At 53.4% G+C, this 14,843-nt stretch carries 10 protein-coding genes and 1 pseudogene; 5 read left to right on the forward strand and 6 right to left on the reverse strand.

The genetic code is table 11. From position 1 onward, the window contains the following. Nucleotides 1-62 precede the first annotated feature (62 nt). Entirely contained in the window at nucleotides 63-1,184 is a 1,122-nt protein-coding gene (locus ACZ5N7_RS12755) for a lysostaphin resistance A-like protein (RefSeq protein WP_464654644.1), read from the reverse strand. 205 nt (nucleotides 1,185-1,389) lie between these two features. On the opposite strand from ACZ5N7_RS12755, the gene ACZ5N7_RS12760 reads away from it, so the two are divergent. After that, nucleotides 1,390-2,142 carry an HAD family hydrolase gene (locus ACZ5N7_RS12760; protein WP_464654645.1) on the forward strand — a complete coding sequence of 251 codons (753 nt, stop codon included), beginning with the start codon at nucleotides 1,390-1,392 and terminating at the stop codon, nucleotides 2,140-2,142. Between the two features lie 485 nt (nucleotides 2,143-2,627). Here the strand turns inward: ACZ5N7_RS12760 and ACZ5N7_RS12765 are convergent, their stop codons facing one another. The 3 genes from ACZ5N7_RS12765 to ACZ5N7_RS12775 all read right to left on the reverse strand — a co-directional run bounded on the left by ACZ5N7_RS12765 (nucleotide 2,628) and on the right by ACZ5N7_RS12775 (nucleotide 9,385). Beyond that, nucleotides 2,628-4,112: a glutamate synthase subunit beta gene (locus tag ACZ5N7_RS12765; RefSeq protein ID WP_464654646.1), complete on the reverse strand. Its 1,485-nt coding sequence runs from the start codon at nucleotides 4,110-4,112 to the stop codon at nucleotides 2,628-2,630. A 35-nt stretch (nucleotides 4,113-4,147) separates the two neighbouring features. Then, nucleotides 4,148-8,743, reverse strand: a complete 4,596-nt coding sequence (gene gltB, locus ACZ5N7_RS12770; RefSeq protein ID WP_464654648.1) for a glutamate synthase large subunit — start codon at nucleotides 8,741-8,743, stop codon at nucleotides 4,148-4,150. Nucleotides 8,744-9,223: 480 nt separating this feature from the next. Further along, nucleotides 9,224-9,385, reverse strand: coding sequence for a GapA-binding peptide SR1P (locus tag ACZ5N7_RS12775; protein WP_464654649.1), 162 nt, complete (start codon nucleotides 9,383-9,385; stop codon nucleotides 9,224-9,226). A gap of 261 nt (nucleotides 9,386-9,646) precedes the next feature. On the opposite strand from ACZ5N7_RS12775, the gene ACZ5N7_RS12780 reads away from it, so the two are divergent. Beyond that, the gene (locus ACZ5N7_RS12780) at nucleotides 9,647-10,225 is read left to right on the forward strand and encodes a thymidine kinase (protein WP_464654650.1); all 579 of its coding nucleotides are present in this window, start codon (nucleotides 9,647-9,649) and stop codon (nucleotides 10,223-10,225) included. Between the two features lie 108 nt (nucleotides 10,226-10,333). Further along, nucleotides 10,334-10,582 (forward strand): annotated as a pseudogene (locus tag ACZ5N7_RS12785) (hypothetical protein); the annotation flags it as partial. Here the strand turns inward: ACZ5N7_RS12785 and ACZ5N7_RS12790 are convergent. After that, nucleotides 10,491-11,384 carry a glycosyltransferase family 2 protein gene (locus ACZ5N7_RS12790; protein ID WP_464654651.1) on the reverse strand — a complete coding sequence of 298 codons (894 nt, stop codon included), beginning with the start codon at nucleotides 11,382-11,384 and terminating at the stop codon, nucleotides 10,491-10,493. The pseudogene ACZ5N7_RS12785 and the gene ACZ5N7_RS12790 sit on opposite strands and share 92 nt — an antisense overlap. Before the next feature lie 194 nt (nucleotides 11,385-11,578). Between ACZ5N7_RS12790 and ACZ5N7_RS12795 the strand changes: the two genes are divergently transcribed. Further along, entirely contained in the window at nucleotides 11,579-13,123 is a 1,545-nt protein-coding gene (locus tag ACZ5N7_RS12795) for an ATP-binding protein (protein ID WP_464654652.1), read from the forward strand. 6 nt (nucleotides 13,124-13,129) lie between these two features. Here ACZ5N7_RS12795 and ACZ5N7_RS12800 read toward each other — a convergent pair whose 3' ends face one another. Beyond that, nucleotides 13,130-13,840: a DUF554 domain-containing protein gene (locus ACZ5N7_RS12800; protein WP_464654654.1), complete on the reverse strand. Its 711-nt coding sequence runs from the start codon at nucleotides 13,838-13,840 to the stop codon at nucleotides 13,130-13,132. 181 nt (nucleotides 13,841-14,021) lie between these two features. Between ACZ5N7_RS12800 and ACZ5N7_RS12805 the strand changes: the two genes are divergently transcribed. After that, complete coding sequence (locus ACZ5N7_RS12805) at nucleotides 14,022-14,663, forward strand: thiamine diphosphokinase (protein ID WP_464654656.1); 642 nt, start codon at nucleotides 14,022-14,024, stop codon at nucleotides 14,661-14,663. The last annotated feature ends 180 nt before the right edge of the window (nucleotides 14,664-14,843 follow it).

Consider the following 14,843-nt stretch of genomic DNA (forward strand, 5'->3'; position numbering starts at 1 on the left):
TTCGGACCTGGAGACCTTATCCTTTTATGATGGATCCTGCAAAGCCTCAATATTCGCTGTAATTATTTTAACCCAACGCGAGGGTCATTTAACAGAGTATTGCTTTCGACTGCGGGGTATTTTAACAAACAGACGGCCAATGCAACGAGCACCAATGTGGTCCCGAGGCTTCCCTCTGCGCCGAAGACGCCTCCGTGGAGCCAGGCCGGGCCTGAAGTTTGCGCTGCCAGCAGCGATGGGACGGGATGGCCGGAGACGGGAAAACCGAACACGCAGCCCTGGACGTAGTTCCATGTTAGATGGAAGCCGATCCCGAACCACAAGGAGCCTGTCCTCTCCCGGCCGGCCGCGAGATCAAGCCCGGCGAGAAAGACATTGATGAGGGGCAGCCCCGCGTCCAAAGCTCCCGCATTCGTCACATGGAACGCTGCGAAAAGGACGGAAGATATAAGAATCGACGCGCGGCTGCCCCAATGATATTTTGCCAATCCCTGGATATAGCCTCGGCTGAAGATTTCTTCGCTTATGGCGACCAGCGTGAACACGGCGAGGAACAGCAGCTGCGACTGCATGACTTGGGTGTCCCAGTGAAAAGATGTCGAGGCGATCCCGCCGGCCAGCCGGATCAGCATAAATGACAACGAGATGGCTGCAGCACCGGTGAAAATTCCGAGAGCACAGAGAAGAAACCGGGACTTGGGGAAGCTGAGTGAAGTGGCGCGTGAAGCGGTGAGCCGGGACGTGGCGGAATTGTAGCTGCCGCTGGACGGCTCAGCGGCTGAGGTGCGCACGGCGCGTGCCTCGTTGAAACCGTTGGGTCCGCTGGACGGTGTGATGGCTGGTGAGTGAGAGCGCCTTGGCTCGCCGAAGCCGATCGGATCGCTGGAAGGCGCGGGGGCTGCCGTTGCGTTTTTGCAGGGAGCACTCCAACCGAGGGGCCAACGTTTTTTGCGTTCAAAAAGTACATACATCAGCAGCGGCGAAGCGATAAAAGCCAGTGTCTGTGAAATGCCGCCTATGTAGAAAGTGAACAGCGAAGTTCTGGATAATTCATCCAGTCCTCCCTTAATGCCGAAAAGTGCGGCAGCCGATAGGGATATCGGGATCATAATAATAAACATAAACAATAAGCCGATCAGGAAGGAAAGGATCAGCTTACCGGTGAACACGATGGCAGTCCTCATGGCTGGCTCTCCCTTCCACTCCGGCAGTTTCCTACTTGTTTCGTTCTCCTTTGGCCAAAATCCTTTATTCAGGCGCGCAGGAAAAGAAAATGTTTCAAAAGCCGCCTGAAATGGTTAAAAAGACTAGTGGGGCCATTGACAAAAGGCTCCTGCTTTTGGTATAAACTTCTGAAAAACCATTGTAAAAGAGAGAGAGTCTACGCCTATGAACAGACAAACGATTCTATTCGACCTCGACGATACCTTAATTCATTGCAATAAATATTTTGACCTGGTCATTGACCAATTTGCCGATTTGATGGAGGAATGGTTCCACAGCTACCGCGTCAAGAAGGATGAATTCAAGGCAAAGCAGCTTGAACTCGACTTGGCCGGAGTGAAGATCCACGGTTTTGCCGCAGACCGGTTTCCCCAATCTTTTGTGGAGACTTATGAGTATTATTGCGACTTGACAGGAAGGAACGTATCCTCGGAGGAAATTCGGCAGCTTCTGGAGCTCGGGCACACGGTTTACGCGATGACAATCGAGCCTTACCCGGATCTGTTCGAATCGCTATATTCGCTTAAAAATGAAGGTCATCAGCTAATTCTGTATACCGGCGGCGACGAAGGCATTCAGATGAACAAAGTGAAAACTGCAGGATTGGAAAAGATTTTCGAAGACCGCATATTCATCGTAATGCACAAGACTACGGCTGCAATGGAAAATGTGCTGACAGCGAACGGGTTCGACCGCAGATCAACCTGGATGGTCGGCAATTCCATCCGTACCGACATTAATCCTGCGCTGGAAGCGGGAATAAACGCAATCTTCATTCCGGTGTCCAACGAATGGGCGTTTAATGTGGTCGATCTTTATAAAGGCGGAACAGGCACTCTGTACACGGTAAAAGCTTTAAAAGATGTGCCGGAAACGATCCGCGCACATACCGCCAATGTGTCGGGTTACGTAAGATAGGCGGAGGCCCTGTTTGTTATTCGATTGCTGTCAACCATCTATGCAGCATGGCAGTCATGCACTTCAGCGCAAGGTACCCGACAAGACAAACTGGAAAAGCTCCTGCTAATCTTGTCCGGATGCGCTCTTTAGCATTCTTTTGCTGGAAAAACTCCCGTTAATGCTGTGGTAACTGTCTCTCGCATGCTCAATGTGCTGAATTACAAGGAGAAATTCCAGCAAATCCGATTCGTACATCTAAGAAGGCAGGATTAGATGTAGCTTTTCCTGTTTAGCTATATTCCCTGCAACATGACCGCGACTTGCCGAGCCCCGTTTTTTCCTCCTTTAGTTCGACTTATACATCCGCTATGGATAACATAAACTACCATGGGGCTAACTCCGAAATCAGGTTTCCAGCTATTATTCAGTGCTTGTGCTCGGCAACAAAAAACGGCGAATAACGGAATGGCAGCTTACTGCTGTCCGTTATTCGCTGTTTTGTATTACGGCAGGTTAGAGCTGCCTGTCAAGAAACGGTCCACTTCACGGGCCGCTTCGCGTCCTTCGTTAATGGCCCATACAACCAAGCTTTGGCCGCGCCGCATATCGCCGGCGGCGAACACTTTGTCCACGTTGGTTTTGTACTTGCCGTAAGCGGCTTTGGCGTTGGAACGGATGTCCTTCTCCACTCCAAGCTGATCCAGCAGGTCGCCTTCCGGTCCGGCAAAGCCCATAGCAAGCAGTACCAGCTGTGCCGGATAGACTTTCTCGCTGCCCGGGATTTCGACCGGCACCAATCCGCCTTCTTCATCCTCCTGCCATTCGATCCGGACGGTATGGAGCTCTTTTACACGGCCGTTCTCATCCCCGACCAGCTTCTTAGTAGAGATGAGATACTCTCTCGGATCGCTGCCTTGAACCGCCGCAGCTTCCTCATGCCCGTATTCCAGCTTATAGACCTTCGGCCATTCCGGCCAAGGATTATCCACAGCGCGGTGCTCCGGAGGCATCGCTCTGTGCTGGAACTGCGTTACGCTGTTGCTCTTATGACGGATGGCAGTTGCGACGCAGTCCGTCCCCGTGTCTCCGCCGCCGATGACGACCACATCCAGGCCTTCGGCGCTGATAAATTGGCCGTCTTCCAGATTGGAATCCAGCAGACTCTTTGTGTTCTGCGTCAAGAATTCCATCGCAGGATAGACTCCCTTCAGGCCGCGCCCATCGATATTGAGCTCGCGCGGGCGGGTGGCTCCGCCGCAAAGCACGACAGCGTCGAATTCCTTCATCAGCACGTCGGTGGTGACATCCTTGCCCACTTCGGTATTCGTCACGAAGCGGATGCCTTCGGCTTCCATGATCGCTACGCGGCGTTCCACCACGGATTTCTCCAGCTTCATATTCGGAATACCGTACATGAGAAGGCCGCCGACACGGTCGGCCCGTTCAAAAACGGTCACCGTATGTCCCGCTTTGTTCAGCTGAGCGGCGCAGGCCAGGCCGGCGGGGCCGGAGCCTACAACGGCCACCTTGCGGCCGGTTCTCAAAGCAGGCGGCTCAGGGACGATCCAACCTTCCTCGAACCCTTTATCCACGATCGCCTGTTCAATGTGTTTAATCGTGACCGGAGAACCGATCAGGCCAACCGTACAGGAGCCTTCGCAAGGAGCCGGGCATACTCGGCCCGTGAACTCGGGAAAGTTATTGGTTTTGTGCAGACGGTCCAAAGCCTCTCTCCAACGCCCCCGATAAACCAGGTCGTTCCATTCCGGAATCAGGTTGTTAACCGGACACCCGGACACGTTGCCGTTGATTTGTTTGCCCGTATGGCAGTATGGTATTCCACAGTCCATGCAGCGTGCTCCCTGCATGCGCAGCTTCTCCTCAGGAAGCGTGTTGTAGAATTCTTTCCAATCCCGAATCCGCTGCAGAGGCTGGCGCTCTGTGGAGTCCTGTCGTTCAAGCTCTATAAAACCCGTTGGTTTACCCAAGGCGCTCCCCTCCATTCTTCATATGCTAGAATCGTTTAGTTTCCGCTGGCTCGGGCAACGTCTTTGCGATTCTCTTCAAAAGCGACCATGACGGCATCCTGTTGACTGAGTCCCGTTCTTTTCATGCGCTCGATAGACTCGAACATACGCTTGAAATCCTTGGGAATTACTTTGACAAACTTCCAGATATATTCATCCCAACGGCTTAGAATCCGGTGAGCTACCGTACTGTCCGTGAACGTTGCGTGATGCTGAATCATCAGCTTCAGCTCGTTGATGTCGAAGATTTCCTCCACATGCTCCAGATGGACCATGTCCTTGTTGCAGTTGTCCGCAAAGGTGCCGTCTTCGTCGAGCACATATGCGGTACCGCCGGACATACCGGCCGCAAAGTTGCGTCCCGTCTTGCCCAGGACCACGACCCGGCCTCCGGTCATATACTCGCAACCGTGATCGCCCACGCCCTCTACTACAGCCTTCACGCCGGAGTTTCTGACGGCGAACCGCTCTCCCGCAATCCCGCGAATATAAGCCTCACCGCCGGTCGCGCCGTACAAGGCCACGTTACCGATGATAATGTTCTCCTCCGGCACAAAAGTCGACTGCTCCGAAGGGAACACGATCAGCTTGCCGCCGGATAATCCTTTGCCCAAATAGTCGTTGCCGTCTCCTTCGAGGGAAAGCGTCACGCCCTTCGGCACGAAAGCGCCGAAGCTTTGGCCCGCCGAGCCCCTGAAGTGCAGGCGAATCGTATCGGCCGGCAGCCCTTCCGCTCCGTAGCGGCGGGTAACTTCGCTGCCGAGAATCGTTCCGGCAACCCGGTCCGTGTTGCGGATCGGCAAAGTAATATGGACGTGCTCCCCGAATTCCAGGGCAGCCTGGCTGGCTGGAAGAATGCGCCTTACGTCCAGCGAGCGTTCCAACCCGTGATCCTGGCTCATAGTGCAGTATCGGCCCACTTCATCGGACACTTCCGGCTGGTACAGAATTGGACTAAGGTCCAATTCCTTCGCTTTCCAGTGTCCGGCAGCCTCATCGGCCTCGAGCACCTCGGTGCGGCCGATCATCTCTTCGAGCGTGCGGAAGCCCAGCTCGGCCATCTGTTCGCGCACATCCTGCGCGACAAACCGCATGAAATTGACCACATGGTCAGGGTCACCCGTAAAGTTCTTTCTAAGCTCCGGATTCTGTGTCGCTACACCGACCGGGCAGGTGTCGAGATGGCAGACGCGCATCATGACACAGCCCAAAGTGATCAAAGGCGTGGTGGAGAAGCCGTACTCCTCCGCTCCAAGCAGCGCCGCAATGATGACGTCCCGTCCGGTCATCATCTTGCCGTCCGTCTCAAGGACAACGCGGCTGCGCAGGTTGTTCAGCATGAGCGTCTGGTGCGCCTCAGCCAAACCAAGCTCCCACGGAAGCCCCGCATGTCGGATCGAGGTTTGCGGCGAAGCGCCGGTCCCCCCGTCGTATCCGCTGATCAGGATGACGTCCGCTTTTCCTTTCGCCACCCCGGCGGCAATGGTGCCGACTCCCACTTCGGAAACCAGCTTCACGGAAATTCTCGCCTGAGGATTGGCGTTCTTCAGATCGTGAATTAGCTCGGCCAAATCCTCGATCGAATAAATATCGTGGTGCGGAGGAGGCGAGATCAAGCCTACGCCCGGGGTAACCCCGCGCACTTCGGCAACCCAAGGGTAGACCTTGGTTCCCGGCAGCTGTCCGCCTTCGCCCGGCTTAGCGCCCTGGGCCATCTTGATCTGGATCTCCTCGGCATTCACCAAATAATTGCTCGTCACGCCAAAGCGCCCGGAAGCGACCTGTTTGATCGCGCTGCGGCGCAGATCGCCGTTCTCGTCGCGCTTGAAGCGCTCAGGATGCTCTCCGCCTTCGCCGGTGTTACTTTTGCCGCCAATCCGGTTCATCGCGATAGCCAAAGCTTCGTGCGCTTCCTTCGAGATCGAACCGAACGACATCGCACCGGTTTTGAACCGTTTGAGGATAGATTCCACTGGCTCTACCTCTGCCAAAGGAACCTGCTTTCGGCCCGCACGAAGGTTCAGCAGCCCGCGCAGCGAAGCGTGCTTGCGGGAATCCTTGGCGAGCAGCTTCACAAACCGTTTGTACTTGCCGTAATCGTTGGTCCTGACCGCCGTCTGCAGCGCGTGAATCGTCTCGGGGTTGTAAAGATGTTCCTCCCCGTCGTGCCGCCATTGCAGTTCGCCGCCGGTATCCAGCACCGGATCCAATTCCACGTGCATCGTATACGCGCGCTGGTGGCGGTTCAGCGACTCATGAGCCACTTCTTCCAGCCCGATCCCGCTGATCGGAGTATAAGTCCAGCTGAAATATTTATCTATAAAAGCCTGGTTCAAGCCGACCGCCTCAAAAATCTGGGCTCCACGGTAGCTTTGAATCGTGGATATCCCCATCTTCGCCAGCACCTTCACGACGCCCTTGGTGGCGGCCTTCACATAATTGTAGGCGGCTTTCTCAGGTGTGGTATTCGCCAGAATGTTCATCTTCACCATATCTTCGATGGTTTCAAACACGAGATACGGATTGATCGCAGCCGCTCCGTAGCCGAGCAGCAGGGCAAAATGATGCACCTCGCGCGGCTCCCCGGATTCCACAAGCAGGCTGGCCTTTGTGCGCGTGCCCTTGCGGATCAGGTGATGATGCACGCCGGATACGGCCAGCAGCGCGGGAACCGGCGCCAAATTCTCGTTCACTCCGCGGTCGGAAAGGATGATCAAGGTCGCACCGTCCGCAATCGCGGCATCCGCTTGACGGCACAGCTCCTCCATCGTCTTCTCCAGTCCCTGGGCGCCTTCCGCCGCCGGAAATAGCATTTCCAGCGTCACGGTCTTAAACCCTTCGCGGTTCAGGTGGCGAAGCTTCGCAAGCTCGGCATTGGTCAGCACCGGCATCGGAATGCGAATTTGACGGCAGCTCTCGGGCTGAGGGTCAATCAGGTTGCCCTCGGCTCCGATCGTCGTGCCTTGTGCGGTGATGATCTCCTCGAAGTTGGAGTCGATCGGCGGGTTCGTGACCTGCGCGAACAGCTGCTTGAAGTAGCTGTACAGCAGCTGCGGCCTATCCGACAATACCGCAAGCGGCGCGTCATAGCCCATGGATCCGACCGGATCCACGCCGGTCTTGGACATCGGCTCGATAATTTTGCGCAGATGCTCGAACGTATAGCCAAAAGCATGCTGGCGCCGGTTTAGCGTTTCCGCTTCCGATGCGGGAACGGATATTGCAGCCGGGAGGTCCTCCAGGGAAACCAAATGCCGGTTCAACCACTGGCGGTATGGCTTCTCGTTCACGATCCGGCCCTTGATCTCCTCATCGGGAATAATTCTTCCGGCTTCCGTGTCGACCAGAAGCATGCGCCCAGGCTGCAGACGCTCCTTGCGGATAATGCGTTCCGGTGCGATATCGAGCACGCCTGCTTCCGAAGCGAGCACGATCAGGTCGTCGCTTGTCACGTAATAGCGTCCAGGTCGAAGTCCGTTCCGGTCGAGCACGGCTCCGATCATGCGGCCGTCCGTGAAGGAAATCGCCGCAGGGCCGTCCCAAGGCTCCATCAGGCAGCTGTGGTATTCATAGAAGGCTTTCTTCTCGTCGCTCATCGTTTCATGCTTGGCCCAAGGCTCCGGAATCATCATCATCACCGCATGCGGCAGAGAGCGTCCGGACAGCATGAGGAATTCCAGCGTATTGTCGAAAATCTGCGAGTCGGAGCCGTCGGCGTCCATAATCGGCATGATCTTGGCGATATCTTCGCCGAACAGTTCGGATTGGCACATGGCCTGGCGCGCATGCATCCAGTTCACGTTGCCGCGCAGCGTATTGATCTCCCCGTTGTGGATCATATAGCGGTACGGGTGGGCACGCTCCCAGCTCGGGAACGTATTCGTGCTAAAACGCGAATGCACCAGGGCGATCGCTGTTTCAAGCCTCGGATCCTTGAGCTCCACATAGTAACCGTCCACTTGTTCGGGCGTAAGCATCCCTTTGTATACGATCGTGCGGCTAGATAAGCTGGCGAAGTAAAACTGCCCCGCCCCCTCCAGCTCAAGCACCGCTTTCTCGGCCAGCTTGCGGATCACATACAGCTTGCGTTCGAAAGCCAGTTGATCGCGGATATCCGAGCTCTGCCCGATAAAAATCTGCCGTACGAAAGGTTCCGCGGATCTCGCCGAATCGCCCAGCGTAGAGTTGTTTGTCGGCACGGTTCTCCAACCGAGCAACGTCTGGCCTTCTTCCCGGACGATCGACTCGAGCGCCTTCTCACACTTCTCTCTAAGCGACGCATCCGTAGGGAGAAACACCATGCCTACTCCGTAGCGTCCCGCTTCCGGAAGCTCCAGACCGAGCTTATCCGCCTCGGCGGCAAAAAAACTGTGCGGTATCTGCAGCAGAATTCCCGCCCCGTCCCCTGTGTTGGCTTCGCTGCCTTGGCCTCCGCGGTGATCCAGATTATAGAGCACAGTCAGCGCTTGGGTAACGATCTCATGGGACGGCTTGCCTTTCATATGCGCAACAAACCCGATACCGCAGGCGTCATGCTCGAATTGCGGGTCGTAAAGACCTTGTTTGCTTGGTAATCCGTTAGTAATTTTCATCTCGCGCAACCTTTCTTTCTTTGCTCTATTTCCAAATTCGCCGTGAAGCTTTATTGGTTCGCATGAATAAATTCCGACGGCAAAATCATCGCCTTTTTCAACAATTTCCAGCAATTTTCACGTCTTTTGACCGTCTTTTAACAGGAGTTTTTGTTATTTTATCATTGGTTAGGGTTTATATCAATTTCAAATATTTTCATATCAAAAAGAAAGATTCCCCGCACGCCGCCCAAGATGGCGGTTTCACAGCGTTGTCGCCGCACCCGATAAACCGTAACAAGAACAGGCCAAAAGCCCCCGGCTTGCCCGGAGCCGAAATTTTATATTCCTATTATTATATAAAACGCGAGCCGATTTCACTATCCCTAATTGTGATAAAATTTTTAATTCAGAGCAATAAAATCTATATTCTGGCACAAGGCCCTTATTTAATAGAAGAAAATAAACATTACCCCGCTTGGGAGTAATGTTTAACGGTTTCTAATCGTCTTCGTGCATCTGCCCGTTCTGGCGGCACGTTTCATCCTTGCAAGCCGTATAGATAACCATCACGCGTTCCGTGTCGAGCTCGCCGATCACCTTTTTGCAATAGCGGCACAGGATCGTCCCCAGATTCAAAGCTGTGGTAGTCTTGTTGTCCATCTTTACCTAACCAACTCCTTTGGGATGGATAATACGGCCCTTCCGGTGCCGCGCCCTCTCCGCTGCCTGATCCGCTCCCGCCATCTGAATCTTTTCTCTACTCATATGATACAGCCGGAATTCATGATTTATGACACAAAATGTAATCAGATCCATTCGTCAATTCCTGTCGAAACGTGTTATGATAGACAAGTTGAAGCAAGGTCTTATGTGCGAATAATCCGGATTCCGGTTTACTTTTTAAGAGGGGACTGTCTTTCTTTGGCAAAACTATATTTTCGGTACGGAACGATGAATAGCGGCAAGTCCATAGAGGTGCTGAAAACCGCGCACAATTACGAGGAGCAGGGCAAAAAGGTTCTGCTGTTCACCTCTTCGCTGGATGACCGGTACGGTATCGGCGTAGTCGCGTCGCGCATCGGCATCCAGAAGGACGCTGTCATGATCAATGATTCGACAGATCTGTACGCCATGGTTCTGGAGCAGAATCCCAACTGTGTGCTGGTGGACGAAGTGCAGTTTTTGCACAAAAAACAGGTGGAGCAGCTTGCGGAAATCGTGGACTTTCTGAACATACCGGTTATCGCTTACGGTCTGAGGACGGATTTTATGGGGAATCTTTTTGAAGGCAGCGCGCATTTGATGGCGGCGGCGGATAAAATCGAGGAGATTAAGTCCGTATGCTGGATCTGCGAAAAGAAAGCGGTCATGAATATGCGCTGCAAGGACGGTGAGCCTGTGTTCGAAGGGGAACAAATCCAGATCGGCGGGAATGAAAGCTATATGCCTGTCTGCCGCAAGTGCTATTCGTTAAAAAAGAAGCAAGTCCAACATCTGTGAATGTCCGGTCGGGGCAGGTCCGCGTGTGGTCTCTAAGGTCTCCTTATCCTAGTATGGGGTATGAAATCCCGCCGGCGAAATGAGTCTTTTTAATGTCCGCTAAAATACGTGGGGGAATTCGGGGCCACCTTGATGGTGGCCGGCAATATTCCCGGCCGCACCCGAACGCTAACGACCGCGATCTACACCGCGGTGGATGCGGGCCATATGGCGCTGGCCTGGGCCTGGACAGGCTCCATTGTCGTGATGTCCTTTGGCCGGCTCCTCAATCCTTGTCCGCCTCCGCGGCAAGGATTGAGGAGCGAGGAAGGAATGACGATGCGGCCGGTGGTGTCCCTCCCATCGCTGCCGGCTTAGCAAGGCGCGAGATGATCGGCGCTCCGTCCCAGACTACCTCGGATGACGCTTTCCTTTCCCTCACCTCAGGCTCTTCCAGCAGCAGAAAGAAGTTTTTGGCCGGCAGCTCCCCCAAACCGTGCTTTGCGCACAGCCTGGAGAGATAAGGCCGCATATCCGCCAAATTGCCGGAAAGATTCTGTCCGCTGAAAGAATACAGAACGCTGGCCACGGGTACCCTGTTTACACGGTGTCCGGCACTCACTCTGAGAAAAAAGTCCCAATCCCAATAATGATACATTTCCGCGTCAAAGATGCCCAGCTGTTCATGGATTTCCCTTCTGTAGAGGCAGCCCGAAGGGACGAAGGTGGAAAATTTCCGCATCGCCTGAAGGTCATGCTCATACGCGAACAGCATCCGGCCCTTGGGCTGCCGCGCTCCGTCCGTTATCGCGTAATCGACGATTTCCACATCGGAATATACGAGGTCGAAGCCGGCAATTTGCTTCAACATCCGGTCCACATGCCCCGGCAGAAGCAGATCGTCATCGTCACATAGCAAAATATATTCACCCCGGGCCCGGGCAAGCGCCGCATTTCTGGCATGGACATGCCCCAGGTTGGTATCCAAGTCCAGCACAGTAATATTCAATTCGGGATAAAGCCCGATTACGTCGTCCACCTTCTCCCCGCAATCGTTAACAACAATAATTTCCATTTCCTCACGGCTTTTGTTCTGAAGCAGGAGCGATTCCATCAGCTCACAGAGGATTCCGAACCTTTGATAAGTAGGGATAATGACGGACAGAATGGGACTGACCATAATTCCTTCCACCTCACGCACATCATTCTTAATACCACTTGTTCACCCGCTCTTATTGACAAAGGGCGGGTTATCTAAAAGTTTACCAAAAAAACTTGCTCTTGAAAGCCCTTTCAGTTATATTATAATTAACTATATCAATGAAATCGGCTTATATCCAGCAATATTTTTCCTTATGAGGGGGAGAGTCACGGATGTCTTTGAGCAACAGGCTGCTTCTTGCGATCGACATGCCGCACAGCGGGCAGGAATACATCTATCAATCTATCGTCGAGTTATCGAAAGAATTGATCAAAGTGCTGGACTCCGAAGGAAGTATACTTTACGCCTCCCCTTCCCATAGTCACATTATCGGCGTGGAAGCCTCTTCCTGCATCGGGTTGAATTTCATCGAGCTTCACAGCTGCGGCCGGAAAGATTTGGGTCTCGTCAAGCGGTTCAGGAAATCTGTCTGCTCCGGTTCCCCTTTTTACATAGAAGAAGTTCAGCAGCTTACGGACGGACGCTCGATCAGGATCCGGTCGGAAGGAACGCCCGTGTATGACGGCAGCGGGCAATTCAAACATATGGTCCTCAAGTCATGCGACATCGTATACAGCGAGGAACCTTTTGAGCCGCAAGAACAAGGACACAGCAAACTGCCAGCCAAAAGCCATTTGCTGGATTTTCTCATGAAAGACACAAGCCACGCGCTTTGTATTATTGATGCACAAGGGGACATTTTTCATGTCAATGAGGCTTATGAGAGGATGTTCGGTTGGCGGCTCGAGGAGCTGCGCGGCAAGCGGCACGATAATATCCCGGCCAAACTGCACAGGGAAAGAGAAATGCTGTGGAAGCAGATCGGTTCCGGCCACAGCATAGCGGGCTTCGACACCTTCCGCCAGAAGAAGGACGGTACGGTCTTCCCCGTCCATTTTACAGCCTGCCCTATTTACGAACGCTGCGAAAGAGTGGGATACGCCGCCATAATCAAGGACAAGTCGGAGGACAAAAAAGTCGAGGATTTAATGCGCCAAGCGGACAAGCTGTCGGTTGTCGGCCAGCTCGCCGCCGGAGTGGCTCACGAAATCCGCAATCCGGTGACCGCTCTAAAAGGCTTTGTAAAGCTGCTCGAAGCGCATAACGAGCGGCACCGGGAATATTTTAAGATTATGGACTCGGAGCTTGACCGGATCTCTGCGATCACTAACGAAATGCTGCTGCTCGCCAACCCCCGCCGTATGGAATTCCAGCTCCTCGATGTGACGCAAACGCTCTCAAGTATCATCTGCCTGCTTGAAACCCATGCCCGAATGAATAACACCGAGCTTGTCGCCTGCTTTCCCCCTTATCCCGTTCCTGTCTTTTGTGCGGAAAACAAGCTGAAGCAGGTATTTATTAATATCCTTAAAAATGCGCTTGAGGCTATGCCGGACGGAGGCAAGGTCTTTATTCACCTCACCCGCACGGACAGCCATTCCATTTCGCTTTGTTTCACCGATGAAGGAGTCGGAATCCCGAAGAGCAAGCTGGCTAAGCTGGGAGAGCCGTTCTTCACGACCAAGGAAAACGGGACCGGCCTCGGCTTCATGATCTCCAAGAAGATAATCGAGGACCACAACGGAAGCATAGAAGTCCGCAGCGAAATCAATCAGGGAACGACCGTAGTAATACGGCTGCCGGCCGACGCTTCGCTGGACATGGAATTTGCGCAAAAGCCGCAGGAGCACAATCACTTGGCCGCTTTGTCCGGCTAATCCCTATTACGAGAACCAGGCCAACATCGGTACCAAAAGCGCTGCTACGAGAACGGAAGGAAGCAGATTGGCTGCATTTACCTTTTTAATTTCGAGAATATTCAAGCCGATTCCCAGGATAAGCACCCCGCCTACCGCGGTGATCTGGGCGATAATGGCATCAAGCATGGCTTGGTCCAGCAGTGAGCTGATCCAAGTGGACGCAAGGGCAATCGCTCCCTGATAAACAAGGACGGGTACGGAAGAGAACATCACACCCACGCCTAAGGCAGAAGCGAAAATGATCGACGAAAACCCGTCCAGCATCGCTTTTGTATATAAAACATCATGATTGTTCCGAATCCCGCCGTCCATTGCACCCAGAATGGCCATCGCTCCGACACAGTAAATCAAAGTAGACGTAACAAAGCCCTCCGCAATCCTGCCCTTCCCTTTTCCTTTGCCTGATGACAGCCTTTCGAGTAAAGCGCCCAGACGCTCCAGCCGTTTATCAACACCCCACCACTCACCCAGTATTCCACCCGCTACAAGACTTGCCACGGTAATCAGAAAATTATTCGTCTTCAAAGTCATCGTCACGCCCAGCACAGCCACCGCCATCCCCATTCCCTGCATCACCGTCGTCCGTACGCCTTGGCTCAGCTTAGGCAGAATCAGACCTATCAAGCTTCCTGCAATAATTGCGGCCATATTGACAATTGTGCCCCACAATACCATACGATTCTACACCTCTACCTTTCCGTATAAAAAGAAAAACCGGAGTGCCGGCCACCCCTCTAATAAACATACCACCTCCACCAGGACTTATAAAATAAACAGATTATTACGACGATTTGCCATAACACCGGCAGAGTCTTATTATGGGAAAATAGGAATCAATGAGGCAGGAGAATGGAATATGAAAGAAAAACGGATTGTTATATGTACCGGTGGGTCGCTGGGCACGTGGGCTTTGGAGCCTCTCCGATCCGCCGATGTGCTGGCGGGCGCCGATCGGGGCGCTTTATTCCTTGTTCGGCACGGCATGGCTCCGGATATCGCTTTGGGGGATTTTGATTCCGTATCCGGAGAGGAATTGGAGGAGATCCGAAGCGCCAGTAAAGCGTTCATCAGCTACGACCCGGTCGACAAGGATTGGACGGACACGGAGCTTGCGTTTCGTTGGGCGCTGGAGCAGGGGCCTTCGGAAATCGTTTTGCTTGGGGCGCTGGGGACGCGGCTAGATCATTCCTTGGCCAACATCCATCTGCTTCGCATCGGCCTCAAGCAGGGGGTTAGCTGCACGATCATCGACGCTCATAATCAAGTGACTCTTATCAACCGCGGCTTGACGGTAAGAAAAGGGAGATTTACCCATGTCTCCCTGCTACCGCTCAGTTTGGAAGTGACGGGGATTGATCTGGAAGGGTTTCAGTACCCCCTCCACCACGCTGCCTTAACGATCGGACAGTCTCTGGGAATCAGCAACGTTCTATTGGCTGAGGAGGGGACGATCCGGCTGAAGAGCGGCGAACTTCTTGTGATTCAAAGCGTGGATTGAGAGAGTTTCGGAATTGGCACACAAAAAATAGAGCAATTATGTTGAAGATGAAAATACTTTATAATAAGACAAATGCGTTTTGAGCGGAGTTGAGCAATTATGCTGGTTAAAACGACGCGGTACGACATGGTTTTCCCAAAAGTCCCGAATCTAAGAAAAAGCCGACAGTTACCAGCAATA

The organism is Paenibacillus sp. JCM 18996, from assembly GCF_055392555.1.